Below are 24,319 nucleotides of genomic sequence, written 5' to 3' on the forward strand. Positions count from 1 at the left end.
AACGAATTTATCCCAAGTTTAACCCCAAGACAGGAAAAATATTGATGGCAAAAATTGCCAGTTTTTCAAAAATCAGCAATGAAAGGAGAAAATCAATCACAAAAATTGCAATCCAAGTCGTGACAACCGCAGCAGTAGCCGACTCACCGACCTGTTTTGCACCACCAACGGTAGTTAAACCCCAACTACAGGCGATCGCTGCAATCACAGTTCCAAATATGAAACTCTTAAAAAGCACGGTAAAAATGTCTGATATTCCTAAAGACTTGCGCACAGATTCTAAAAATACTTCCGGTGCTACTCTGTATACATAAAAACCGATCAAGACCCCACCGGTGACACCGATAACTATGCCTAAAATCGTCATCACTGGAACCATTACACAGCAAGCTATCACCCTTGGTAATACCAAATAGTCGATGGGATCAACTCGCAAAACATGCAAAGCATCGATTTGTTCAGTTACTTGCATTTCGGCTAATTCCGCAGCAAATGCGGAACCGACTTGACCCGATAGGATACTTGCAGTCAAAATTGGCCCTAACTCGCGACAAAAAGCGAGTGCAAACGCACCCCCAATCGTATTTTCCGCACCATACTTGAATAATTCCCGCGCTGTTTGAATCGTAAAAATCATCCCAGCAAAAAAATTTACCAAAAATGCTGGCACAATTGCCCCCGGACCAGCAGCTACCATTTGTTCTAAAATCTGACGATGGTAAATTCTACCTTGTACTAAGTGCAGCCAAACTTGACCGATTAAAAGTAGTGCTGCAAGTAACCGTGAAGTCCAGGATTTACCAAGTTTATGTTTTGGTTGCAACTCACTCCTTCCTCCATCTGTACAATTATGGCTATGTTACACCCATTTTGGAGTTTGGATTTCCGTAGAGACAACCCGTCGGCAATTTTGGATTTCCGTAGAGACGACCCGTCGGGTCGTCTCTACATTTTGGATTGGGAATTTATTTACCCGGAAAAAATAATTGCAAATATCGCTGAATCCTGATTTATGCGCGGGAATCTAACCTACAACTATATTCCCTACAGACGCGACGTGTCGTGTCTCTACTCCCAACAAAACGATAATTCAGGTATGAAAAATCGCTTTGAAACCACCTCTCCAAAGTGTCTATAACACCTTCTTGTACAATCTGGAATTGGGTTATGATGTTATTTTTTCTGGGTAAAGATTGATGATTTTACAGAGAAAGTTCTTGAGTTTCATCTCTTTCATTGCTGTATTTTCTATTACTCATTACTTACCAGCAACTGCGACAACTAATTCTTTAAAAATCGCGCAACAACTTGATGAATCTTCTGTTATCGCTTTACGTAAAGCGACTCAATTAAGTCAGGAAGGGTTAAATTTATTTCAACAGAATACGGTTAAATCTCGGCAACAAGCTCGACAAAAGTTCCAAGAAGCCCTGGTTATCTTTCGACAACAGAATCATCAGCAGGGACAAATGCTCTGTTTGGCTACGATTGGTAAAATTTATGGGGATTTTGGGGATACCCAGAGGGCGATTGAGTATTATAATCAAGCTTTACCCTTAGCGGAAGCTACTGGGGAACGGGGATGGAAAGGAAATATTTTGAATAATTTGGGTTTGATTTATTCCCAGTTAGGTGAAAAGCAAACAGCTTTGGAATATTATCATCAAGCTCTACCTGTGTATCGACAAGTTAAGGATAAGGATGGGGAAGGGACAACTTTAAGTAACTTTGGTTTATTATATGCAGATTTAGGCGATAAAGAAAGGGCTATTACCTATTACAATCAGGCTTTACCTTTGTTTAAAGCGATTAATAAGCAAACTAGTGTGGCGGTGGTTTTGAATAATCTTGGTCAAGCCTATAGTGATTTAGCTGATTTTAACAAGGCTTTAGAATATTTCCGTCAATCTTTGTCTCTGCGTCGTCAAGTTGAGGATCGGGTGGGAGAGGGGACTGTTTTACTGAATATTGGTGCAATTTATTTAGAACAACGTCAACCGCAAGAGGCTTTAAAATCCTTTGAAACGGCTTTACCTTTGTTTCGTCAAGGGGGTCGCAAACGGGAAGAGGCAAATATTCTTGTGGGGATGGGTCGGGTTTTTGATGAACTTAAACAGCCAGAAAAAGCTCTGAATTTTTATCGTCAAGCTTTACCTTTATATCGTTCTGTCGGTGATAGAAGTGGGGAAGCGACTACTTTGAATAATATTGGTTTTGTGGAACGCGATCGCGGTAATTTACAAGCGGCTATTCAGAATGTGGAAAAGGCGATAGCAATTATCGAAGATTTACGGACAAAAATTAATCATGAGGACTTGCGTACCTCCTATTTTGCGACTCAACAACATACCTATAACCTGTATATTGATTTGTTAATGCGTCTCCATCAACAACAACCTCAAAGGGGTTATGATGCATTAGCTTTACATATAAGTGAACGTTCCCGTGCCAGGAGTTTAATTGAATTATTAGCCCAGGCAAATGTCCGGTTAACTAAAAATATTCCCCCAAGTTTATTGGCACAGGAAAAATCCCTACAGAATCAGCGACAGATACAAGAAAAGCTATTAGGAGAATACCAAAATCAACCCCAACCAGACCCAGAAATAATTAAAGCCACAGAAAATAAGATTAACGAGATTATCCAACAACAAAAAGCTTTACAAACCCAAATCAATCAACAAAATCCCGAACGGAGAGAATTAACCAATCCCCAAACAATTTTAAAATTACCAGAAATCCAAAAACAACTAGATCAAGATACAGTTTTACTCCAATATTCCCTCGGTAAAAACCGCAGTTATTTATGGTTAGTCACAACCAACTCCCTGACTAGCTACGAACTTCCCAAAGCAGAGGAAATTGAAAACATTGCCCAACAATTTCACACTCAATTATCCCAGGCTACTACCGCAAATGATTTGGCAATGGGTACGGGGAAAAAACTAAGTGATATTATACTAGCACCCGTTGCCGACAAATTAGCTGGCAAACGTTTAATAATCGTCGCCGATGGTATCCTGCAAAATATCCCCTTTGCTACCCTACCTGATCCTCGGAATCGGTCTAGTGAATACCAACCCCTAATGTTAAATCACGAAATAGCAAAGTTACCCTCCGCTTCCACCATCGCCATTAAACGTCGTCAACTTGCTCAACGCCGACCCGCACCAAAGGCGATCGCAATTATCGCTGACCCAGTGTACAATCATAATGATGAACGGTTGACTGGAAAACCCGGCAATAATCCCCTAGCACCGGAACTAGAACTGGAACGTACTGCCCTACAACGTTCTGCCAAAACCTTAAACCGGAATGGCTGGGATCGATTACCTGGTACACAACAGGAAGCCAAGGCGATTTTAAACATGGTTCCAGGAGATCAAACCCTATCTGCCTTCGGTTTTGATGCCAATTACAATCTGGCAACCAGCAAAAACTTAAATCAGTATCGAATTTTACATTTTGCTACCCACGGATTTGTAAATGAACAGCAACCGGAATTATCGGGAATCGTTTTATCCCTGTTAGACCCGCAAGGGAATCAAATTCCGGGGTATCTGCGTTTAGGGGATTTATTTAATCAGGATTATCCCGCAGAATTAATTGTATTGAGTGCCTGTGAAACAGGATTAGGAAAAAATGTTAGTGGGGAGGGTTTAGTCGGGTTAACGCGGGGATTAATGTATGCTGGAGCTGCACGGGTTTTGGTGTCCTCATGGCAAGTTAGTGATGCGGGGACAGCAGTGTTAATGGAGGAGTTTTATCGCCAGATGTTCAAGGAGAAAAAGACTCCTACCCAAGCTTTACAAATAGCTCAACGTCGGTTGTGGGAAAATCCCCAATGGCGTAGTCCTTTCTATTGGGGGGCTTTTTCCTTGCAGGGGGAATGGCGATGAATTGTAGAGGGTGAGGAGGAAAGAAGGTTTTTCATGGGTTCTGGTAAAACCCATATTCTGCCCCCTAGCGCTCACAAGTCCATAAGTACTAATAATTAAAATTAATAGTCATCATTAGCCCTTGTCAACTGCAAGTCCGCGTTTAAGGAACAACATCAAAGGGTTGATCCCCTTGTAAACGGTAAACCTGAAAATCTCGATCAAGGGTAAAAATTCGTTTTTGATTGAGAGTTTCAGCGGCTGCGACTAGGGATGCATCTGCTAAATCCATTAGTAAATCTCGATACTGCTCCATCAATACTTGCATTCTGATTAGCTCATCTTTGCCATTGAAATAAAGCACAAGGATCTGATCAGCAATGTAACCCCATAATTCCTGCTGTACCGACCACCCACCATATCGACCTAGCAAGTACATCGCTTCCGTAAAACACGACCATGTTGTAACTAAAGGAGCGGGAAGACCGGATTTTTATTTTTGTCGAAAAAACGACTTGAGAAAAATCCTGACTCACGTTAGGCTTTTTGAGCGTAAATCGATGCGACGAACGAAAATATGAAAAAATCATCCTCTGCAAACATTCCTGTAGCTTGTACCTGGAGTCGTGGTATTGGTGTTGGTTGGGAAAAACCCTATCAAGTGCGCTATGCCAGTAATATTGATGATGGTCCCTATACAGGAATGCCTTTAGGTGGATTTGGTGCAGGATGTATTGGGCGATCGCATCGAGGTGATTTTAATTTGTGGCATATTGATGGTGGGGAACATGTGTTCAAATCGATTCCTAGCTGTCAATTTAGTGTCTTTGAAGCCAATACGGAATATTCCCAAGCCTATGCCTTATCGACCCAACCTCCGGAAGATGACATTTTATCGGCTTGGAAGTGGTATCCAGCGAATTCCCAGGGTACGTACCATGCTTTGTACCCCCGCAGTTGGTTTGTGTATGAGGGGGTATTTGCAGCTAATTTAACCTGTGAGCAATTTTCCCCGATTTGGGCAGATAATTACCAGGAATCCAGTTATCCAGTGGCTGTGTTTGCTTGGTATGTGGAAAATCCCACCGATGCACCCCTTACCTTGAGTATTATGCTAACTTGGCAAAATCTCACAGGTTGGTTTACCAATGCTTCCAAATCTCCCCAGGTCAAACTGCGGGATGACGGGAGTCCGGTGTACGAATACCAACCCCGGATAGGCGAAAGTCAAGATAATTACAATTATATAGTGGAAAATCCGGAACATTTGGGTTGTGTCCTCGCCCGTAAAGGAGTAACTATCCCCAGTGAGGAAGGGGAGGGGGAATGGTGTATCGCCGTACCGAAAGGGGAAAATCTGGAAGTTTCCTACCATACACGTTGGAATCCCGTCGGTAATGGCCGGGATATCTGGGAAAAGTTTGCCTTTGATGGCAACCTCGGTCAAACTTTAGATGCTACACCAGCCGATGCTAACGAACAGGTGGCAGCCGCGATCGCTGTTAAATTTACCCTCCAACCAGGGGAAAGTCTGGAAATCCCATTTATCTTGAGTTGGAACTTCCCCATCACCGAATTTGCTCAAGGAGTAAAATACTACCGCAGATACACGGACTTTTTTGGTAAAAGTGGACGCAGTGGATGGGCGATCGCTTCTACAGGGTTGAAGGAGTATCAACAATGGCGAGAGCAAATTATCGCTTGGCAACAACCCCTCCTCAACCGTGGTGATTTACCTAACTGGTTCAAAATGGCCCTGTTCAACGAATTATACGACTTAACGGCGGGGGGAACCCTCTGGAGTGCAGCTAGTGAACGGGACCCCATCGGTCAATTTGCGGTTTTAGAATGTTTGGATTATCGCTGGTATGAAAGCTTAGATGTGCGGTTGTATGGCTCCTTTGCCCTGTTGATGCTATTTCCAGAATTAGAAAAAGCCGTTATCCGCGCCTTTGCTAGGGCAATTCCCCATGAAGACCCCACCACCCGTGTAATTGGTTACTACTATACCATCGGTGCGGAAAGTCCCCAAGCCCCCCGTAAAGTCAAAGGGGCAACACCCCACGATTTAGGCGCGCCCAACGAACATGTGTGGGAAAAAACCAATTACACCGCCTACCAAGACTGTAACCTGTGGAAAGACCTGGGTAGCGATTTTGTCCTCCAGGTTTACCGTGATTTCCTCTACACTGGCGGCCATGACTTTGAATTTTTAATCACCTGCTGGCCTGCCATCGTGGAAACCCTGGATTACCTGAAAACCTTTGACCTCGATGGGGACGGTATCCCCGAAAACTCCGGCGCACCCGACCAAACCTTTGATGATTGGCGTTTATCCGGTATTAGCGCCTACTGTGGCGGATTATGGTTAGCAGCCCTCCAAAGTGCGATCGCGATCGCTACTATTCTCCAAGTGGCCACTACAGATATTGATCCAGAGCAACTTTCCCAACAGTCAGCAATCTGGCAATCCTGGCTGCATCAAGCATTACCAAGATATCACGAAAAACTCTGGAACGGTCAGTATTACCGACTTGATAGTAATAGTGGTTCCGATGTGGTTATGGCAGACCAACTCTGTGGTCAATTTTATGCCCGTTTATTAGGATTGGCAGACATAGTTCCCCAAGAGTGTATCCTCTCAACCCTAAAAACAATTTATACAGCTTGCTATCGTAACTTCCACAATGGTGAATTCGGAGTTGCCAACGGTTTACGTCCCGATGGTTCCGCAGAAAACCCCAATGCGACCCATCCCCTGGAAGTTTGGACAGGGATAAATTTTGGTTTAGCAGCCTTCATGGTACAAATGGGGATGAAAGCCGAAGCAATGGAAATTACCGAAACCGTAGTCAAGCAAATTTACAACAACGGATTACAATTTCGCACCCCGGAAGCAATTACATCGGTGGGTACATTCCGCGCTAGCACCTACCTCCGAGCAATGGCAATTTGGGCTATTTATCAACAAATTCTACAACAAGCCTAAACAAGGAATGTATGATGGACTATTGTCGGGTTTTGTGGACGCGAGATGATAGTTCAGTTTCGTGAATTTAATCCCTTTGATGTGTGGATTTGGCTCAAATTTAGTACAGTTCCTTCTACCCATGAACGTCAATATGTAGAGGAAGTATTTGACTCCTGGTTTTATTTAGGGAAATTAGGAGGGTTTAACGCCGAAAACATGCAGGTACAAGAAACTGGCTCCGAGTTAAGTTATATGAACTATGAGCAGGAGGGTTACGAACAAAGTCTCAAAGCCTTAATGCACAATATGGGGGAATTTGAATATGAAGGAACTTGGGCTAGATGTTGGTTTGATTTAGGAACATCCGATGCGATCGCGCTTGATGTCTTGATTAACGCTCTCAGTCAACTCAGCCAAGAATACGTGGTGATTGAAGAACTTTATATTGGCGGTGAAAACGAGGATTGGCCAATTGAAGATAGCGATTCCCGTCCCCTGTCCCTTTATGACTATGAAGAAAACTAATTAGGAGAATAGCTATGTATGAAGAAGGAAAAATTCGCGCGATCGCATTAGGGATTATTCGTGATGGTGATCGAATATTTGTCTCTGAAGGGTATGACCCTAGCAAGTCCAGTTATTTCTATCGCGCTCTGGGAGGGGGTATCGATTTTGGGGAAACTAGTTTTGCTGCTTTACAACGAGAGTTCCAAGAAGAAATCCAAGCGGAGTTAAAAAATATCCGTTATCTGGGATGTTTAGAAAATATTTTTACCTACAATGGTAAACCCGGTCATGAAATCATTCAGTTGTATATGTGTGATTTTGTTGACCCAAAGTTTTATCAATCCGAACGGTTTGAATTTTGGGAAGGAGAACGGAAAAAAACGGCAGTTTGGGTGGATATAAATCGTTGTAAGTCTGGGGAATTACGTCTGGTTCCTGAATCTGTTCTTCAGTATTTATAAACCTGCATTTTGAGAGGTTGTTTGAAAAGTCATTTTTTATACTTGAATTATCGTTTTTGGGAATAGGAAGAGACGCGACATGTCGCGTCTGTACTCTCAAAGGAAAAATCAGCTTTATAACCCCATGTCCAGAGTCATGATGATAGTCAAAATAGTGATAATTAATACTTGACCAACATCCTCTGGGTAACAGGTTGAGTTTCCCACGACTCCCTGTTCTCGACCCTTACGAAAAGACTTTTTCCCCAGACCCTACTTATAAATCGATTCCAGCGCGTTTATTTTCCAGATGGGAATGGGAGTTAGTGGGATGGGAAAATTCTGGTTCGTAACTGGTAACGGGTGCAGAAGGAGAAGAGGAAATTTGCCGTATTGGTCTTTCTTCGTCATACATGAGAATTCCGTCTTCCATATTGACGATGCGGTCGGCAATATCTAAAATCCTGGTGTCGTGGGTGACTAATAAAATTGATGTCCCTTTTTCCTTTGCTAGACGTTGCATTAATTCCACCACATCCCGTCCAGATTGTCGGTCTAAAGCTGCGGTTGGTTCATCAGCAAGGACTAGGGGGGGATTATTAACCAAAGCACGGGCGATCGCAATTCTTTGTTTTTGTCCCCCAGAGAGATTATCGGGGAAGGAATTGATTTGCGCTCCTAATCCGACTGCACGTAACATGGCTTCTGCACGCGCGATCGCTTCTGATTGGGAAATATGTTCGTTTAATTCGACTGCCATTTGCACGTTTTGACGCGCAGTCAGAAAACTGAGTAAATTATGGGCTTGAAAGATAAAGCCAATACTACGACGAATTTGTACTAATTTACGTTGACTAGCTCGATATAATTCGCGATCGAGAAATTTTAAGCTCCCTTCTTGGACGGAACGTAATCCCCCGATTAGGCTAAGTAGAGTGGTTTTTCCAGAACCAGATGGTCCTGTCATAATCACAATTTCACCAGGATAAATATCAAAGTTGATATCATATAATATTTGCCGACGTAACGAACCTCGTCCATAATAATGATTTAGATTAGTGATAGAAATTACGGGTTCACTTCCAAGCATAGTGATTTTTTACTAGTGATTACTTTAGTGGAGAGAATACTATTTGAGGTTTCGGATTTTGGATTGGGGACTCTTTGTTGTATTAGGAGTTCATTTTTCCGTCTATCCTATTCTTTTTTCAAATTGGTAAAATTAGATAGATTTTTTAGATGTATAGATGAGATTTGAGATAAAAAGAAAATCTTGCTTATAGACTTTCAAACTCCAATAAATTGCCGAATAACCCTCCCCATTGTGGAAAGGATGTTCTATTGGGCGAGTGGGGTATATTCTATAGGATTCGGAAACGCTATATTCATAAATATATCTAACTATTTTGAATATCTTTATCAACAATCATCATCATGTCTTATCAACTAAATAAAATTCGCTTTAACTGGTAATAGGATTATTTATAGAAACTTTTATGCAAATTCATTTCCAATGCTCTAACTAATTTTTAGACAGTCGCTTTTATTAATTTAGAACCTGAAGAGAATAGATAATGTAACTATTATTGCTATTTATAAATATTTGTTTTCCAAATCGAGTAAACTGGATATAAACAGGATTTTACCCATCAAAATTATTTGGGAAAATAATTAGTTATAATTGTAGCTAAAAATTGAGAATGTGCCATCAAGAAAATGTGCAGTAATACCCTTTTACCTTGGAGTTGATACTTGATGGGAAGCAGGGGAAGAAAATGTATCAACATTTGAGTGAAATGGTATAACCTACTAGTTTTGTACATTACTTCTTAATTGAATCATCAAAAGATATCCGCCGGTTCAGCCGAGCGTAACTTGCGGACAGCGATCGCACCCGAAATAAAACACATCAGTATTGTTAATACCAAAACTAATATGCCCCTTTCTACAGTCATAAAAATCGGTAGCAAGGTGGCAATCCGGGTTTGCTCATAGAGAAATAAAGTAAAAATAATACCCGGTATATATCCCCAGATGGCTAGTAAAAAAGCTTCTTGTAAAATCACATTTAATAAATAATTTTGAGTATAACCAATGGCTTTCAGAGTGGCATATTCTGCCAAATTATCTGCCACTTCCGTATATAAAATTTGGTACACAATCACAATCCCGACAATAAAACCCATCGCCGTACCCAAGGTAAAAATAAAGCCAATAGCTGTATTATCTGCCCAAAAATCCCGTTCAAAATCGATATATCCCTGTTTTGTTAATACCCTAACATCCGGATTTAAATAATTCCGTAATTCACGAACAACCCGTTGGGGATTTGCACCAGGACGTAAACGAATCGCCCCTAATTCAATTAACCCTTGAGAGCGACCAATAAACAACCTTAAAAAATTAGTATCACTAGTAATTAAATTTCCATCTGCACCAAAGGAAGCTCCCAACTCAAATAATCCCACCACCCGTACCGACCGACGACCAACCCGGACAGGAGGTAAAGTACCGCGACGAAAATTTTCAGCAATCGGTCCAAATTCAGTACGGGACGCACTATCATATAAAATCGTATCTTGAATTTTAATCCGGTCTAAATTTGCCTGTACACCAGCTAAATTAAAGATATTACTTTCGGGATTAAAGCCATACACTAAAATATTACGAGGAATACCCGTCACCGGATTTCTAAAGGTATTAAAATCAATATAAATTGGATGCACCGAAGCCACACCATTCACATCTAAAGCTTGAAACAAACGACGTTGAGAAAAAGATTCCATCGCAATCAAAGATGTCGATTGGCTACTAATCATCACCAAATCTGCATCTAAACTGGTATGAAAACGCACATTACTAAAATATAAAGAATCTTGAAATCCAAGTTGCATGAACATCAAAATATCAGCAAAGGCTATCCCTGCTAATGCAACTAGTAAACGCGTGCGTTCGCGTGTCAGTTGTAACCAAGCTAGGGGAATTTTATTAAAGTTGAACATCCTGGGGGAGAAGGGTGAGCAGGGGGAGCGGGGGATGCAGGGGAAGTAAATGTAAATTTTTTATTCTGCCTCCTGTTGCTCCTTGTCTAATTTGTGTCAATTTCTACGGAGACTCGAGCAAAGGTTAAACCGGAAACTCGTTCACTGTCTTCGCGGGTAAGGCTGATGGTAACTTCTACAACCCTCGCTTCTACATCTGCTGCGGGGTCGTTGTTGAGAACTTCCCGTCTACCAATTTTGCGACCGATTTCGGTAACTGTACCAGTTAAAGAACCGGTAAATGCATTGCTATCGCTAGTTACGGCAGCTCTTTGTCCCAGTCGGATACGATTGATGCTGTCCTCTGGAACTTCGGCAATGACGGTCATTTCGTCGGTTCGACCGATTTCTGCGACTCCATTAGTACCAATATTTTCCCCAGCTTTAGTATTTATTTTAATAATCTCGCCTGCAAAGGGAGCTTTAACATAACTGAGATTTAAATCCGCTTCCGCTTTGCGTACATTGGCGATCGCATTACTAACCTGTGCTTCAGCTACTTTGATTTCGTTAGGGCTAACATTGCGCAACTTATCTAAACGCGATCGCTCTTCGTCCAGTTGACGCTTGAGAGTGGTTAGGGTTTTTTGCTGGTTCGCACGTGCTTCCTTTAATTGCTGCTCTAAGGTCTCAATGGTCTGCCGACGGTTCGCTATTCCCTCATTCAATTGTTCCGTACTTGTGCGCGCTCCTAATACTCGGCGATCGCGTTCTTGTTCGGAAATTGCACCACGATAAAATAACTTTTCGTAACGACGGGAGTCTATTTGAGCGTTGCGTGCTTCAGCTGCTAACCGAGAAACACTTGCTCGCAGGGCTTTTTGTTGTCCTTCTATTTCCGCTTGCAAACGATTCACCGTTGCTTGTGAAGCCACGCGATCGCTCTGTAATTGCGCTTCTAACCGCTTGACCACGGCTTCTTGAGCTTCTATATCCCGTGGTGTACTTGCCCGTATATTTGCTAGGCTAGCACGTGACTCTTTTAACCGTGATTTAGCTTGTTCAAGAGCCGCTTGGTTCCCAGCAAAGTTATCGAGAATGGCAATAATTTGTCCTGCTTTGACTAGTTCTCCCTCCTTGACAATCACCTGTTCAACCCGCGATGCACCCTGCAAACCACCCGCAGGAGCGGATAAACGAATCACTTCTCCCCGTGGTTCCAGTCGTCCTAAAACATTCACCGTATCTCCAGTAAATGTGCGAATTTGGGGTGGATTATTATTTGTTTGCGTTTGTTGTAATCGAGAAATTCCTAACACCGCAGCCGTAATAATTAGGGGTACAATTATCGCTACACCCCATGAAATCTCTGGTCGCAAAGAGTCTCCACCCGTTTTTTGTTCTTCTCCTGGTCTTGTCATTTAATCTTCCCCTTAGACCATTTTCGATTTCATAATTCCTTGATGGGTAAAGTATTTTTGCCTCCCGATTCTGGGTCATTTTTGATATTTTTTTGAGAGGATGTTTGCCAAGTGTCAATAAATACTTTATCAACCACTTATTAAAGACGACTTTTAAAACAACCTCCGAGACTTTGATCCAGAAATCTCGGCAGATACAGGAAAGTGCAAAAATGGGTTTAGTTGCTGGATAATCTCTCAAATTCCCCAACTAATTGAGTTTATATTGTGAATATTAATCTTCTTGTTTATGTAGGTTTGCTCATTACAAACAAAATAATGTAGCAATCCTCTTTCATTTCTGAATTTATCTGTACAAGTTGGCGGATATATCTAGACCATGTTATCTGGTGACTATGCTCTGGGTAGTCATTCACACCCTTGACCAGCATTTCTCACAAAACCCTAAAACTTACAGGGAATAGTCCGTGACGGGAGTAGAAGGAAAATCAATCCGTTACTCAAGGCTTACAAATTACTCGTGAGAAATCCTGATTGAGTTCCCACGCGGAGCATGGGAATTAGGGAAATGGTTGGCGGGTACTAGCAACTTGGGTTACTGTAAACCAAAATAGGTGAGAATCAATTCCTCCTCTCCATCGTTCCTCACCTCGTGAAATTCCCCTGGTTCCACAGCAACACAGTTCCCTGGTAATAACGGATAATCTTCACCATCAATGCAAATTTTCCCGCTTCCTGATTCCACAAAAAACACCTCATACATGTCATCATGAGCATGGGATGGGGCTGACTGTCCAGGAGCAAATCTCGCTTGGGAAAAATTCGTCAGATGCGGTAAGTCTCCCCTACGCAACATCACTTTTTTCTTGATTGCTGGGTTGTGAACTACGGATTCACTGGCTAAATCATGAAGGGATGTAAATTTCATGTTAAACAGTCTCGCAACATGGCTAATTTTTCCGGAACCAGTCGATAGTAAATCCACGTACCTCTTCGTTCCCGTTCCAGTAAACCATTTTCATGCATGATTTTCAAATGGTGACTAACCGTGGGTTGGGAAAGCCCTAACGGTTCTACTAATTCACACGCACATACTTCCCGATTCGGCTGGGCTGCAATCAAACTTAACATCTGTAAGCGTACCGATTCACTTAACACACGAAAAATTGCTGCTAACTGGGTCGCTTCTTCTGGTGTCAGACGACCCGTTAACAAGGGAGAACAGCAACTCACTATCGGTTTAGATAAATTCATACTTCCTATATTGACATACATCAATATCTTTTACCACAATATCAATATATTTAAATATTTAAATATTGAGTTAAATCCATATAAGGAACATCAAAAATATGTCTCGGATTCAATTAGCGCTGAACGTCAGTAATATTGATGTGGCGGTAGACTTCTACAGCAAGCTATTTGGGACAGAACCAGTGAAACGTCGCCCTGGCTATGCAAACTTTGCGATCGCGGAGCCACCGTTAAAGTTGGTCTTAATGGAAAATCCGGATGCAGCAGGTAGTTTAAATCACTTGGGGGTTGAGGTAGATTCATCGGAGCAAGTTTTTCAAGCCAGCGATCGCTTGCAGAAAATAGACCTCTCGGTGCGACCTGAAGCCCAAACAACCTGTTGCTATGCCTTACAAGACAAAATATGGTTAAAAGACCCGGATGGAGCCGATTGGGAGATTTACACAGTTTTGGCGGATGCAGCTAGCTTTGATGATGAACAGGAGCAGACATCAGAGGTTTGTTGTCAGGGGCAATGTTAAATTTTCGATTTAGATTATTTTGAGCTTTTTACTTGCAAACGGAAGTAACGTAAAAAACTGTTAAATAATCATCTTCCCGTCAGGCTAGTAATAAACAATTTTTATTTTAGTCTGACAAAAAATGAGCATTGAGGAACTTTTGAGCCGCTATCAGGCAGGGGAAAGAAATTTTCGTGGTGTGAATTTAATCGGTTTATATTTAAATGGCATTGATTTGAGTGGGGCAGACTTTTATGGGGCTTCATTTTGTGAAGCAGATTTGAGTCATGCGACCTTAATTGGTGCAAACTTAACAGAAGCTTCCTTAGTCCGTGCCAATTTAACCGGTGCAAATCTCAGTCAAGCCAACTTGAGTGGAGCAAACTTATTTGAAGCCAAGTTGACCGGAGCAGTTTTAACTGGTGCGCAGTTAAAAATGACTGATTTAGTCGATGCGGACTTAACTGCGGCGGAATTAGTGAAAGCAAATTTATATGGTGCATATTTAAGTGGTTCGACTTGGGATGGGGCGATTATGCCAGACGGCACAGTTTACGCCTAATTGGCAACTGCGATCGCAAATAATACCATTAGATTACTCTTCGGTCGATCCGCGCTACGCGCGTCTATGGATTCTGGATTTTAGATTACCCTGACGATTTAAATACCCATCCATCGCATTCATTTTTTCCAGCTAGTGGTCTGATAACTGAAAAATACAGGGTTTGTAGTAGTAGCTCTAGCCTCGAAAAATAAAGGCGCTAGAGCGGCTACTATGAGTAAGTTGTAAGCCCTGAGTAACGGATTGATTTTCCTTCTACTCCCGTCACGGACTACTCCCTATCAGTTTTAGGGTTTTGTGAGAAATGGGGGCCTACTCTCCTAAATGTATCAACTTCAATGTCAAACGGTATTACTACTCCCGATTCCCCCCTCCCTACTCCCTGAAAGTTTGAGGGATTCATGAAAAATCCAGGTAAAGACTAATGAAACTGTCGTAAAAATCGTAAATCGCTATTGTAAAGACGGCGAATATCATCAATTTGGTGCAGAACCATCGCAAAACGTTCGACACCGAACCCAGCAGCAAAGCCAGTGTAAACTTCCGGGTCATAACCAACAGTTTTGAGAACATTGGGGTCTACCATCCCACATCCCATGACCTCTAACCAGCGTCCATTCCATTGTAAATCAACTTCAGCGCTGGGTTCGGTAAAGGGGAAATAACTAGCACGAAAACGAATAGGTAAATCACCAAACATCTCATTCAAAAAGACTTTAATCGTACCTTTAAGGTCAGTAAAAGTTAAACCCTCATCTACCGCTAACAATTCAATTTGATGGAATACAGCCGAGTGGGTTGCATCCACCGTATCCCGACGATAGACCCGTCCCGGAGCCACCACCCGAATCGGTGGTTCTTCCTGTTCCATGTAGCGAATTTGCACTGATGATGTGTGGGTACGTAGTAAATTGCCATCGGATAAATAAAAGGTATCCTGCATATCGCGGGCAGGGTGGTCAGGGGGAGTATTCAAAGCTTCAAAGTTATAATAATCACTCTCCATTTCCGGCCCGGCGGCAACAGTGTAACCCAGACCGACAAAAATATCCAAAGTGCGGTCAATAATACCGTTGAGGGGGTGGATATTCCCTTGGGGTCGATATTCCCCCGGCATAGTCACATCAATGGTTTCCGATTCCAATTGGGCTTGAATTTTTGCTGCTTCCAAATTGTGGCGTTGTTTTTCGATACCAGTTTGTAAAGCCTCCTTAACGGTGTTAGCGATCGCACCAATTTTCGGACGTTCTTCGGCAGGTAATTTGCCCATTCCTCCCAATAACACAGACAATTGTCCTTTTTTGCCGAGATAACTAACTCGCAGTTCTTCGAGACGTTCCAGGTTATCCGCAGCCGCGATCGCATTTTCACCTTCATGACGGAGAGCTTCAAGTTGAGCCTCTAAATTACTTAATTGATTGCTCATGGGAGTTTGGTTCTAATAATCGTCTTTAACTTAAATTTAATTTTTGGGTTTGTCGCTCAGATTTTGTGCGGCTATGCATATCAGTTTAGAGTGCGACAGGACTTTTTGCTCTATAAGATTTTGGATTTTGGATTACCCTTCGGTCGATCCGCTAGCCTAAAGGCATGGCTTTCGCCAACGCGTCTATGGATTTTGGATTTTCCTAGGGAAATCACACTACGTGGGTCTGTGGATTTGGGATTACCCTACGGATGCAGCGTTATCCTAGAGAACTTTTGTACACAACCAGAACCTTGCTCCCAACTTCCGACTCCCCACTCCCTATTTACCAGCAAGGATACTCTGAATCGGCAATAGTAATATTATTTAAAGATATTGAAAATTGCTATCCTCCCAACCTATGAAATTACTGATCAGCAATGACGATGGAATTCTTGCTCCTGGTATTCGTACCCTCGCTAATACCTTGGCAAAGGCTGGCCACCAAGTTACCGTCGTTGCTCCAGATCGAGAACGTTCAGCGACCGGTCATGGTTTAACTTTACACCAACCAATTCGGGCAGAAATTATTGAATCCGTGTTTGACGAATCAATTCGTGCTTGGGCTTGTGATGGCACACCTTCTGATTGCGTCAAGTTAGCTTTGTGGGCTTTATTGGATTCTCCCCCCGATTTGGTTCTATCTGGTATTAATCAGGGTGCTAACGTGGGAACGGAAATCCTTTATTCTGGTACTGTTTCCGCCGCAATGGAAGGATTAATCGAAGGAATTCCCAGTATTGCCTTGAGTTTAACTAGCCATACCCATACGGATTTCCAACCAGCTGCTAATTTCGCTAAAGTCCTAGTTACTCAACTAGCTCAAACACCTATACCTAATTTAATGTTGTTGAATGTTAACGTCCCACCAGTTTCCTATCCAGAGTTGGCTGGAGTCAAAATCACCCGTCAAGGTGTACGTCGCTATATCGATGTTTTCGACCGCCGTACTGACCCTCGCGGTAAAACCTATTACTGGCTGACTGGGGAGGTTTTAGAGGATGTGGAACCACCTGCTAGTTTAAATTTACCTCCTGATGTACCCATTGATGTTCATGTGATTCGTGATAACTACATTAGTATTACACCATTGCAATATAATTTAACCTACACAGGCGGAATTCATGATTTATCTGATTGGCGGATAGATTTGTAGGGGAGTTGATTGACTACTGTTCCCTGTTTCCGATTTAGAAGCGAGGTCAAGCTAAATTACCTCGCTTGTTATATAGTTATGTTTATTTTTGCTGACTTACTTGGCAGTAATCGGATATTGTTTGATTAGGAAAATGTCCCTATTTCCCTAGGGAAGATGGGGCTGTTGGCCTGTAATAATTTCAGTATTATGACTGATATAAACAGTCGTATTTAGTGCTTGATTACTCCAAGTATGACCGATTGTCAAATTGGGATAATCACGGGCATAAATACAAGATGCAGGGTTAGAAAATATAGGCTATAAATAAATAATGGTCGTAATAGTTACTGATTTGTTTAGTTATACAATTGGTTAATAATTCTGTAATGCTGGAGTTCCCAGATTCGGTGGCGAGTTCATGTATTCAAGGTTTACGACTTTATCAGTATATTTACTCATCTAGCATTGATGGCATTACAGCATACACTAGACAAAATAAGTAATTTTTTTGTAAAAATCGCCCGCTCAGTCTTTGCGAGCCAAACCCATGTCTAGGAACGAAACTAAATTTACTGTGCATTTTTGGGGCGTTCGTGGTAGTATACCTTGCCCAGGACAAAACACCGTGCGTTACGGTGGTAATACTCCATGCGTAGAGATGCGAGCAGGAGGTGAGCGCTTAATATTTGATGGTGGAACAGGACTGCACGTTTTAGGGCAATCCCTAATGCGGCAAATGCCAACTACTGCTCATATTTTCTTTACCCATTCCCATTGGGATCACATGCAGGGATTTCCTTTTTTTACGCCAGGATTTGTCAAAGGGAATCATTTCGACATCTATGGAGCGATCGCACCGGATGGATCAACGGTGGAGCAAAGGCTGAATGACCAAATGTTGCATCCGAATTTTCCGGTTCCGTTGCAAATTATGCAAGCGGATTTAGACTTTCACCATGTCATCCCAGGGCATTCAATCCAAATCAATGATATTGTCGTAGAAACAGCCCCCCTGAATCATCCTGGGGAAGCAGTGGGCTATCGCGTCAATTGGCGGGGAGGTGCAGCCGTATATGTCACCGATACCGAACATTTTCCCGACAGGTTGGATGAGAATGTCTTATGGTTGGCGAGGGATGCGGATGTATTGATTTATGATTCCACCTATACGGATGAGGAATATTATTCTCCGAAATCGCCAAAAATCGGTTGGGGACATTCAACTTGGCAAGAAGCGGTCAAAGTAGCCCAAGCAGCGAACGTAAAAACCCTAGTTATATTTCACCACGACCCAGCCCATGATGACGACTTCCTAGACAACGTTGGTATGCAAGCTGCCGAAAAGTTCCCCGGTGCGGTAATGGCCAAAGAAGGGATGAAGTTGGAAGTTGCGGTTTCACATGTTGCGGCACAGAATTTGACCGCGAGTCACGTCGGTCAATTTTCGGCGTAACACGTAACGATAGTCATCGAAGTGATTGGCGATTTTAGATTAGATTGGTGATGGAGCGCGTTTTTTGGTAATTTGTCAATTCCGGTGACGATGGAAGCCAAAGTCTTCAGCTTAACCGTGATGTCAATCAATCCTCCACGCGCTTACAGTTCACGTAGCAAAACCAAATCCCAAACTCGACGTGCCAAATCTGTCATCAAATGGGTGTTCTGTGTGGGTTACATCTTCAACTCAGCTAGCTCGAACTCCAACTGCGATCGCCCTAGGAAAATTTGATGGTGTCCATCGCGGACATCAACGGGTAATTGACTCAATTATCCAGCATCGCGATTTCACCACAAGCAGTCCTACCTATGCCACAGTTGTCACTTTTCACCCACACCCGCAGGAATTTTTTAGTGGTACACCCCGTGCATTGTTAACTCCCCTAGAGGAAAAGGTTCAATATCTCCAGTCACTCCATGTTGATCAATTGGTACTTTTGCCATTTGACCGTGAATTATCTGCCCTTGCACCCGAAGACTTTGTGGAAAGAATTTTAGTCGAGCAATTGTGTGCTGTTCGTATCAGTGTCGGTGCAGATTTTCGGTTTGGAGCCAAAAGGACAGGTACTGCCAAAGATTTACGAGCGATCGCGGCTAAATTTTCTATTCCGGTGGAAATTATTTGTTTAGAAACCCATAGCCATTCAGATATATCCTCTTCTGGGGATGGGGATGGACGAGTTAGTACCTCCCGGATTCGTGATGCATTAGCCCAAGGAGATATCCAATGTGCTAATCATCTATTGGGACGCTCCTATACTTTAACAGGACAAGTTATCCAGGGAAAACAATTAGGACGTACCATCGGCTTTCCCACCGCCAATCTGCAATTACCTCCAGATAAATTTTTGCCAAAAACGGGTGTTTACGCAGTCAGAATTACTATTGGTGCTAGCGATGCAGTCAAATATGGTGTGATGAATATCGGTACACGTCCCACGGTTGCGGGTGAAAATCTCACGGTGGAAGTACATATATTTGATTGGCATCAGGATTTATACGGTGAAAAAATCTGCGTCTATCTGGAAAAATTTATCCGTCCAGAACAGAAATTTCCCTCCCTAGATGCATTAAAAAGCCAGATTCAAGCAGATTGTGTAATTGCTCAGAATTTTTTTCACTGTTAAGTGTTAATTTTGGCTGGACTGGGGAACACTAAAGATAGGACTCAAGAAGTAAACAAAGGGCAAGACACCTGTTTTTGCCCTTATCTATTACATTTTGTATTCCAACCAAAATCGTCTCTACGTGACGTAAAATTTTTAATTCATATTTTTTATTCAGTAACATCTAAAATCCAAAATCCAAAATCCCAATGACAGACAAAATTAACGCTTTAATAGAAAATTTAAATCGAACTATTGTTGGTAAAAACGAGGCAATTCGACTAGTTTTAGTCGCCTTAATTGGGGGGGGACATGCCTTACTCGAAGATGTTCCCGGTGTTGGTAAAACCCTCCTAGCAAAATCCTTAGCTCGCTCAATTGATGGTAAATTCCAACGTTTACAATGTACACCTGATTTATTACCAACCGATATTACAGGTACAAATATTTGGAATCCCAAAACCGGGGAATTTAGCTTTATGGCAGGACCTGTTTTTAGCAATGTCTTGCTCGCAGACGAGATCAACCGTGCAACACCCCGCACCCAATCCGCATTATTGGAAGTGATGGAAGAACACCAGGTGACAGTCGATGGTGTATCCCGTCCCGTACCCCATCCATTTTTTGCGATCGCTACCCAAAACCCTGTCGAATATCAAGGTACCTTTCCCCTCCCAGAAGCCCAAATGGATCGGTTCATGTTAACTTTAAGCTTGGGCTATCCCTCGGCAGCAGAAGAGTTACAAATGCTACAACGCCAACAACAGGGAATTAATCTCGCGGAAATTCAACCCTGTATTACCCTAGCTGAAGTGGAACAGTTACAGCAAGAATGCAGCCAAGTCAAGCTAGAACCCAGTTTACAACAGTATATTTTAGATTTAGTCCGCTCCACCCGTCAGGACGAAGAAATCACCCTTGGAGTTAGTCCCAGGGGTACAGTCGCACTGCAAAAAGCCACCCAAGCTCTAGCATTCATCGATGGTCGCGATTATGCCACACCCGATGATGTTAAATTCCTTGTCCCCCACGTCCTCGGACATCGAATTATACCCGCAAGCGGTAGGCGATCGCATCACATTATTGATAGGTTGTTGCGTACTGTGGCAATTCCTTGAGACGTGAAAATCTCCATGAATTTGAGAACCCTACAAATAGAGTTCTAATATTTTTATTCAATATGAATGAATATACTCTTAATGGAAAGCATGGTCCGATCGAAGTTTTTGAGGATAATACACATTTTCTGGTTCGCATCCATCCCCAAGACCGAAATCGGGCAAAGAAAATTGTTGGAAGACAATGGGACGGAAATCGAACGGCTTGGGTTTACCCTAAAAATTTCGCAACCTACGAAGCCCTAGTTGTAGAGTTTCAGAGAGATGCCGATCACTTCAATATCCAACGACCAAGAACAGAGCCTCCTGTTGGAATCAACACACCCGTTAATGAACCAGATAACGGTGAATTTGACAGTCAGTTTCTCGAAGAAATTCCTTTTAATGGTGTCATAGGTGGGAATCGAGGCAATATTTTCAGTGAGCTTGAACAAATTCGAGTGATGATTGAGTCACTTCGTGATACCTCCGCAAAGCAAAACCTCATACTCGAAGAATTACGTGTCAATCAGGAAGCAACTTCTAATACACTCACTAAGTTTAAGCAGCCAATACAACAGATAGTTAAAACTGAAGCAGATGAAGTTTTTCCCAAATTTCTGAATTTGGATGAGCCTAAAGAAAAAGAGTTGCTCGAAAAAGCACTCATTGAACTTGCTTGTCTCACAGTTGGCAAGGAAGAGCGGTTATTTCGCCAATGGGTAAGTAAACATCACCCTCTTAGCCGTCCGGCTGATTTTGTCAACGAAACTCACGAGTTTCTCAAAAAACATCTTAGCAAGTTTCTTAAAGATGAGGATGATCGTGTAGACTTCATCGAGCTGATAAAAAGAGCCAAAGATGAAAATGTATTTTTCAGTGATAACTCAGATCCAACTATTAAACCTATAAATATACTTTATATATTGAACCATATCCGCAACCGTTTCGCACATCCTCCCTTTAATTTCACCCAGTCAGACAAATGGAGCAGGGCTATTCTTTATTTGATGAATCTTGCATTGGTTTGGTCAAAGGTTGTTATGGAAGCGGAGGAAGAGGATGAAATCCCCTTTTGAATCTGAACCAGAACAATTTTACTTTAAGAGTCTAGTTGTGCTGCTTTCTATTCCTGTGTTTCATCGCAATATGATGTACTCACGACACCAGTTAAATTTCGCGCACTAGTACCGCGCGGCATAAATATACCTACCTTTCCCCTCGCTCCCATGCTCCGCGTGGTCACTAGATAAAAAGTTAATACTCGGTTTATTTCAGCCAACCTGTACTATTTAATATATTGATTCCGACTGCACCAGAATGGTAAAGCTGTTGTTTTTGACCTAATAATCAAATGTAAGTTCGATGAACTTTAAAACTGCATGGGTATAAGACCGATGACCAAATTACTTAAACAAGCGATCGCGCGATTAAAAACCCTGCTGATTGATCAGCAAATCGACGATCATACTTAGGTCTCCCTCTATCTGAGGGGAAATAATCCAGAAAATTACAGGTCATCGCCTATTATATAGGTATTGAGTGAGCGTTAGTTTCATGGCGTTAGCACCAGTTAAAATAAAGCAATATGTCGAACAGCGAGGTAAAGGATATTGGATCGTAGGAACACGCATTTCCCTCGATTCAATTGTTTATTCTTTTTTAAGCGGAGAATCTCCCGAAAGCATTGCCCAGAATTTCCCACTACTGACGCTGGAACAAGTTTATGGTGCAATCACTTTCTATCTTGCAAATCGAGAGCTTGTGGATGCCTACTTAGAAGAGGGCAAAGCCGAGTTTCGACAACTACAAAAGTCGTGTCAGGAAAAAAGTCCTTTGCTGTACCAGAAATTAAAAGCGGCTCAAGCCCAAAAGTAAAGTGCAGCATGACAGTAATTCGATTTCAGGCAGATGCGGATCTTAAACAAGCAATCGTGACTGGTACACTCCGCAGACAACCAAGGCTGGATTTTCGTTCAGCCAATGAAGCAGAGCTTGAGGGGATCAAAGATTCAGATGTTTTAGCAATTGCAGCAAAAAATGGCAGAGTGCTAGTCACTCATGATCGCAAAACCATGCCAACAGAGTTCGGCCAATTTATTGCTTCGCAAACAAGTTCAGGTGTTTTAATTCTTTCGCAGAATCTTCCTATTGGCGAGGCGATTGATGCAATTATCTTAGTCTGGGAGGCATCTACGGCTGAGGAATGGATCAATCAAATTATGACGTTTCCACTTTGATTTGTTTCTAAGGCTTGTAGGCGATTATCATTCTCACGGGGATGTCAAGTCCTAACAACTATATCCTCATAGTAGCAGAAACGTTCATCTATTTTCATTATTCGTGGAGTACGAACTGTGCTGATTGCAATCCTAATTTTAATAGGGACATAAAAGAAAAAGAATTTTGGCGTTGCTGAATTAGGGGATGATTTGACCACATTTTCAACGATTTTTCGATGGTTTCAAATACTTATTCATCCCGCACTTATGCAACGCCAGAAATTTAATAGGGACATACTCGATACAAGTTGTCCTGGGAAAACTGCATGGGTATAAGACCGATGACCAAATTACTTGAACAAGCGATCGCGCGATTAAAAACCCTGCTGATTGATCAGCGACTCGGCGAATTGCCACCCTAATTTTAGCGTGAGTGGTTTTTTGCAAGGCTTTATTTATGGGAAAAAGAACAAAACAAATTAGTATAATAGTCTATAAAATCAATCAAAGGTATTCTCAACACTATTTGAGAAACACAAGTATGACACACCAAGAGCTTTTCAGTGAGTTTTTATCTCTACCTGCTGAAGCACAGAGTCAAGTAGCTAGGCTAATCACATTTTTCAAACAAAAGTATACATATGGTGAACCGCTCTCTTCAGGATTGAATACAGATTTAGTCAATAATGAATTTATTGGAATGTGGCGTGATCGTCAGGATTTAGATAGTACTATTTGGGTGCGCAATATCCGAGAAAGCGAATGGTCAAAATCCCATGACTAGTTCAACGGTCATCGATACCGACATAATTATTGATATCGGTCGTGGTAGTCCTGAAGCCGTGAGTTGCCTACAAGTTCTAAAATCTTGTTCTAGACTGGCAATTAGCGTAGTTACTCAAATGGAGTTAATGGTTGGCTGCGCTAACAAGTCAGAGTTACAGACCCTCGAAAAGTTTCTTCAACAGTTCGACATACTTGGGATCGATCAGCCCATATCAGATAAAGCAGTTGATTTGTTACGTTTGTATCGGCTAAGTCATGGTTTACTTATTGCCGATAGCTTGATCGCAGCTACAGCAATTACATGGAACTATCCTTTCATTACCAAGAACCAACGAGATTACCGGTTTATTCAAGATTTAAATCTATTACCCTATCCCCAGTGAAAAACTTAACACCGCATTGGGATTAACCCCTTAAAGCGAATACCTGGAATATTACCCAAGTGAAGTTAGTAAGCATACGACCGTCAACCTAACACTACATAGATTAAGACC

Annotated in this window: 24 protein-coding genes; 16 read left to right on the plus strand and 8 right to left on the minus strand. The window is 42.1% G+C overall.

Annotation, left to right across the window (positions count from 1 at the left end; all coding sequences use genetic code 11):
* Positions 1-7: 7 nt before the first annotated feature.
* Entirely contained in the window at positions 8-823 is an 816-nt protein-coding gene (locus tag CDC37_RS14375) for an MlaE family lipid ABC transporter permease subunit (RefSeq protein WP_096622628.1), read from the minus strand.
* Between the two features lie 27 nt (positions 824-850).
* Here CDC37_RS14375 and CDC37_RS24385 point away from each other — a divergent pair, with 27 nt between their 5' ends.
* Both CDC37_RS24385 and CDC37_RS14380 read left to right on the plus strand, forming a co-directional pair.
* The gene (locus CDC37_RS24385; RefSeq protein WP_157780756.1) at positions 851-1,009 is read left to right on the plus strand and encodes a hypothetical protein; all 159 of its coding nucleotides are present in this window, start codon (positions 851-853) and stop codon (positions 1,007-1,009) included.
* A gap of 208 nt (positions 1,010-1,217) precedes the next feature.
* Complete coding sequence (locus CDC37_RS14380) at positions 1,218-3,899, plus strand: CHAT domain-containing tetratricopeptide repeat protein (RefSeq protein ID WP_172892785.1); 2,682 nt, start codon at positions 1,218-1,220, stop codon at positions 3,897-3,899.
* A 142-nt stretch (positions 3,900-4,041) separates the two neighbouring features.
* Here CDC37_RS14380 and CDC37_RS24950 read toward each other — a convergent pair whose 3' ends face one another.
* Positions 4,042-4,206, minus strand: coding sequence for a hypothetical protein (locus CDC37_RS24950; protein ID WP_197707011.1), 165 nt, complete (start codon positions 4,204-4,206; stop codon positions 4,042-4,044).
* Between the two features lie 249 nt (positions 4,207-4,455).
* Here CDC37_RS24950 and CDC37_RS14390 point away from each other — a divergent pair, with 249 nt between their 5' ends.
* Genes CDC37_RS14390 through CDC37_RS14400 form a run of 3 tightly spaced genes read left to right on the plus strand, consistent with a single transcriptional unit; the run spans position 4,456 to position 7,817 of the window.
* Positions 4,456-6,867: a GH116 family glycosyl hydrolase gene (locus tag CDC37_RS14390; protein ID WP_096622630.1), complete on the plus strand. Its 2,412-nt coding sequence runs from the start codon at positions 4,456-4,458 to the stop codon at positions 6,865-6,867.
* 45 nt (positions 6,868-6,912) lie between these two features.
* Positions 6,913-7,374 (plus strand): DUF3531 family protein, encoded by a 462-nt coding sequence (locus CDC37_RS14395; protein WP_096622631.1) that lies wholly within the window; start codon positions 6,913-6,915, stop codon positions 7,372-7,374.
* Between the two features lie 14 nt (positions 7,375-7,388).
* Entirely contained in the window at positions 7,389-7,817 is a 429-nt protein-coding gene (locus CDC37_RS14400) for an NUDIX hydrolase (RefSeq protein ID WP_096622632.1), read from the plus strand.
* Between the two features lie 256 nt (positions 7,818-8,073).
* On the opposite strand, the gene CDC37_RS14405 is transcribed toward CDC37_RS14400, so the two are convergent.
* From CDC37_RS14405 to CDC37_RS14425, 5 genes are all read right to left on the minus strand, one after another.
* Positions 8,074-8,886: a DevA family ABC transporter ATP-binding protein gene (locus tag CDC37_RS14405; protein WP_096622633.1), complete on the minus strand. Its 813-nt coding sequence runs from the start codon at positions 8,884-8,886 to the stop codon at positions 8,074-8,076.
* A 751-nt stretch (positions 8,887-9,637) separates the two neighbouring features.
* Positions 9,638-10,798 (minus strand): ABC transporter permease DevC, encoded by a 1,161-nt coding sequence (gene devC, locus CDC37_RS14410; RefSeq protein WP_096622634.1) that lies wholly within the window; start codon positions 10,796-10,798, stop codon positions 9,638-9,640.
* 86 nt (positions 10,799-10,884) lie between these two features.
* Positions 10,885-12,198 (minus strand): HlyD family efflux transporter periplasmic adaptor subunit, encoded by a 1,314-nt coding sequence (locus CDC37_RS14415; RefSeq protein ID WP_096622635.1) that lies wholly within the window; start codon positions 12,196-12,198, stop codon positions 10,885-10,887.
* 595 nt (positions 12,199-12,793) lie between these two features.
* Positions 12,794-13,126: a cupin domain-containing protein gene (locus tag CDC37_RS14420; RefSeq protein WP_096622636.1), complete on the minus strand. Its 333-nt coding sequence runs from the start codon at positions 13,124-13,126 to the stop codon at positions 12,794-12,796.
* Positions 13,123-13,452 (minus strand): ArsR/SmtB family transcription factor, encoded by a 330-nt coding sequence (locus CDC37_RS14425; RefSeq protein WP_096622637.1) that lies wholly within the window; start codon positions 13,450-13,452, stop codon positions 13,123-13,125. The genes CDC37_RS14420 and CDC37_RS14425 overlap by 4 nt, the downstream gene beginning before the upstream one ends.
* A 98-nt stretch (positions 13,453-13,550) precedes the next feature.
* Here CDC37_RS14425 and CDC37_RS14430 point away from each other — a divergent pair, with 98 nt between their 5' ends.
* Both CDC37_RS14430 and CDC37_RS14435 read left to right on the plus strand, forming a co-directional pair.
* Positions 13,551-13,973 (plus strand): ArsI/CadI family heavy metal resistance metalloenzyme, encoded by a 423-nt coding sequence (locus CDC37_RS14430; protein WP_096622638.1) that lies wholly within the window; start codon positions 13,551-13,553, stop codon positions 13,971-13,973.
* A gap of 121 nt (positions 13,974-14,094) precedes the next feature.
* Entirely contained in the window at positions 14,095-14,514 is a 420-nt protein-coding gene (locus CDC37_RS14435) for a pentapeptide repeat-containing protein (protein ID WP_096622639.1), read from the plus strand.
* Between the two features lie 421 nt (positions 14,515-14,935).
* Here the strand turns inward: CDC37_RS14435 and pheS are convergent, their stop codons facing one another.
* The gene (gene pheS / locus CDC37_RS14440; protein ID WP_096622640.1) at positions 14,936-15,940 is read right to left on the minus strand and encodes a phenylalanine--tRNA ligase subunit alpha; all 1,005 of its coding nucleotides are present in this window, start codon (positions 15,938-15,940) and stop codon (positions 14,936-14,938) included.
* Positions 15,941-16,340: 400 nt separating this feature from the next.
* On the opposite strand from pheS, the gene surE reads away from it, so the two are divergent.
* From surE to CDC37_RS14485, 9 genes are all read left to right on the plus strand, one after another.
* Entirely contained in the window at positions 16,341-17,135 is a 795-nt protein-coding gene (surE, locus tag CDC37_RS14445; RefSeq protein ID WP_096622641.1) for a 5'/3'-nucleotidase SurE, read from the plus strand.
* Between the two features lie 529 nt (positions 17,136-17,664).
* Positions 17,665-18,570: an MBL fold metallo-hydrolase gene (locus CDC37_RS14450; RefSeq protein WP_096622642.1), complete on the plus strand. Its 906-nt coding sequence runs from the start codon at positions 17,665-17,667 to the stop codon at positions 18,568-18,570.
* A 181-nt stretch (positions 18,571-18,751) separates the two neighbouring features.
* The gene (locus CDC37_RS14455; RefSeq protein ID WP_172892786.1) at positions 18,752-19,741 is read left to right on the plus strand and encodes a bifunctional riboflavin kinase/FAD synthetase; all 990 of its coding nucleotides are present in this window, start codon (positions 18,752-18,754) and stop codon (positions 19,739-19,741) included.
* Positions 19,742-19,929: 188 nt separating this feature from the next.
* Positions 19,930-20,838 (plus strand): AAA family ATPase, encoded by a 909-nt coding sequence (locus tag CDC37_RS14460; RefSeq protein ID WP_096622644.1) that lies wholly within the window; start codon positions 19,930-19,932, stop codon positions 20,836-20,838.
* Between the two features lie 62 nt (positions 20,839-20,900).
* A complete protein-coding gene (locus CDC37_RS14465) occupies positions 20,901-21,896 on the plus strand; it encodes a hypothetical protein (RefSeq protein ID WP_096622645.1) in 996 nt (331 codons plus the stop codon).
* A 478-nt stretch (positions 21,897-22,374) separates the two neighbouring features.
* On the plus strand, positions 22,375-22,695 hold the full coding sequence (locus CDC37_RS14470) for a DUF433 domain-containing protein (RefSeq protein WP_096626233.1): 321 nt from the start codon (positions 22,375-22,377) through the stop codon (positions 22,693-22,695).
* An 8-nt stretch (positions 22,696-22,703) separates the two neighbouring features.
* Positions 22,704-23,057 (plus strand): DUF5615 family PIN-like protein, encoded by a 354-nt coding sequence (locus CDC37_RS14475; RefSeq protein WP_096622646.1) that lies wholly within the window; start codon positions 22,704-22,706, stop codon positions 23,055-23,057.
* A 523-nt stretch (positions 23,058-23,580) separates the two neighbouring features.
* Complete coding sequence (locus CDC37_RS14480) at positions 23,581-23,823, plus strand: hypothetical protein (RefSeq protein ID WP_096622647.1); 243 nt, start codon at positions 23,581-23,583, stop codon at positions 23,821-23,823.
* Positions 23,816-24,208: a type II toxin-antitoxin system VapC family toxin gene (locus tag CDC37_RS14485; RefSeq protein WP_096622648.1), complete on the plus strand. Its 393-nt coding sequence runs from the start codon at positions 23,816-23,818 to the stop codon at positions 24,206-24,208. The genes CDC37_RS14480 and CDC37_RS14485 overlap by 8 nt, the downstream gene beginning before the upstream one ends.
* Positions 24,209-24,319: the final 111 nt, after the last annotated feature.

It is taken from the genome of Calothrix sp. NIES-3974, assembly GCF_002368395.1.
Classification (GTDB): domain Bacteria; phylum Cyanobacteriota; class Cyanobacteriia; order Cyanobacteriales; family Nostocaceae; genus NIES-3974.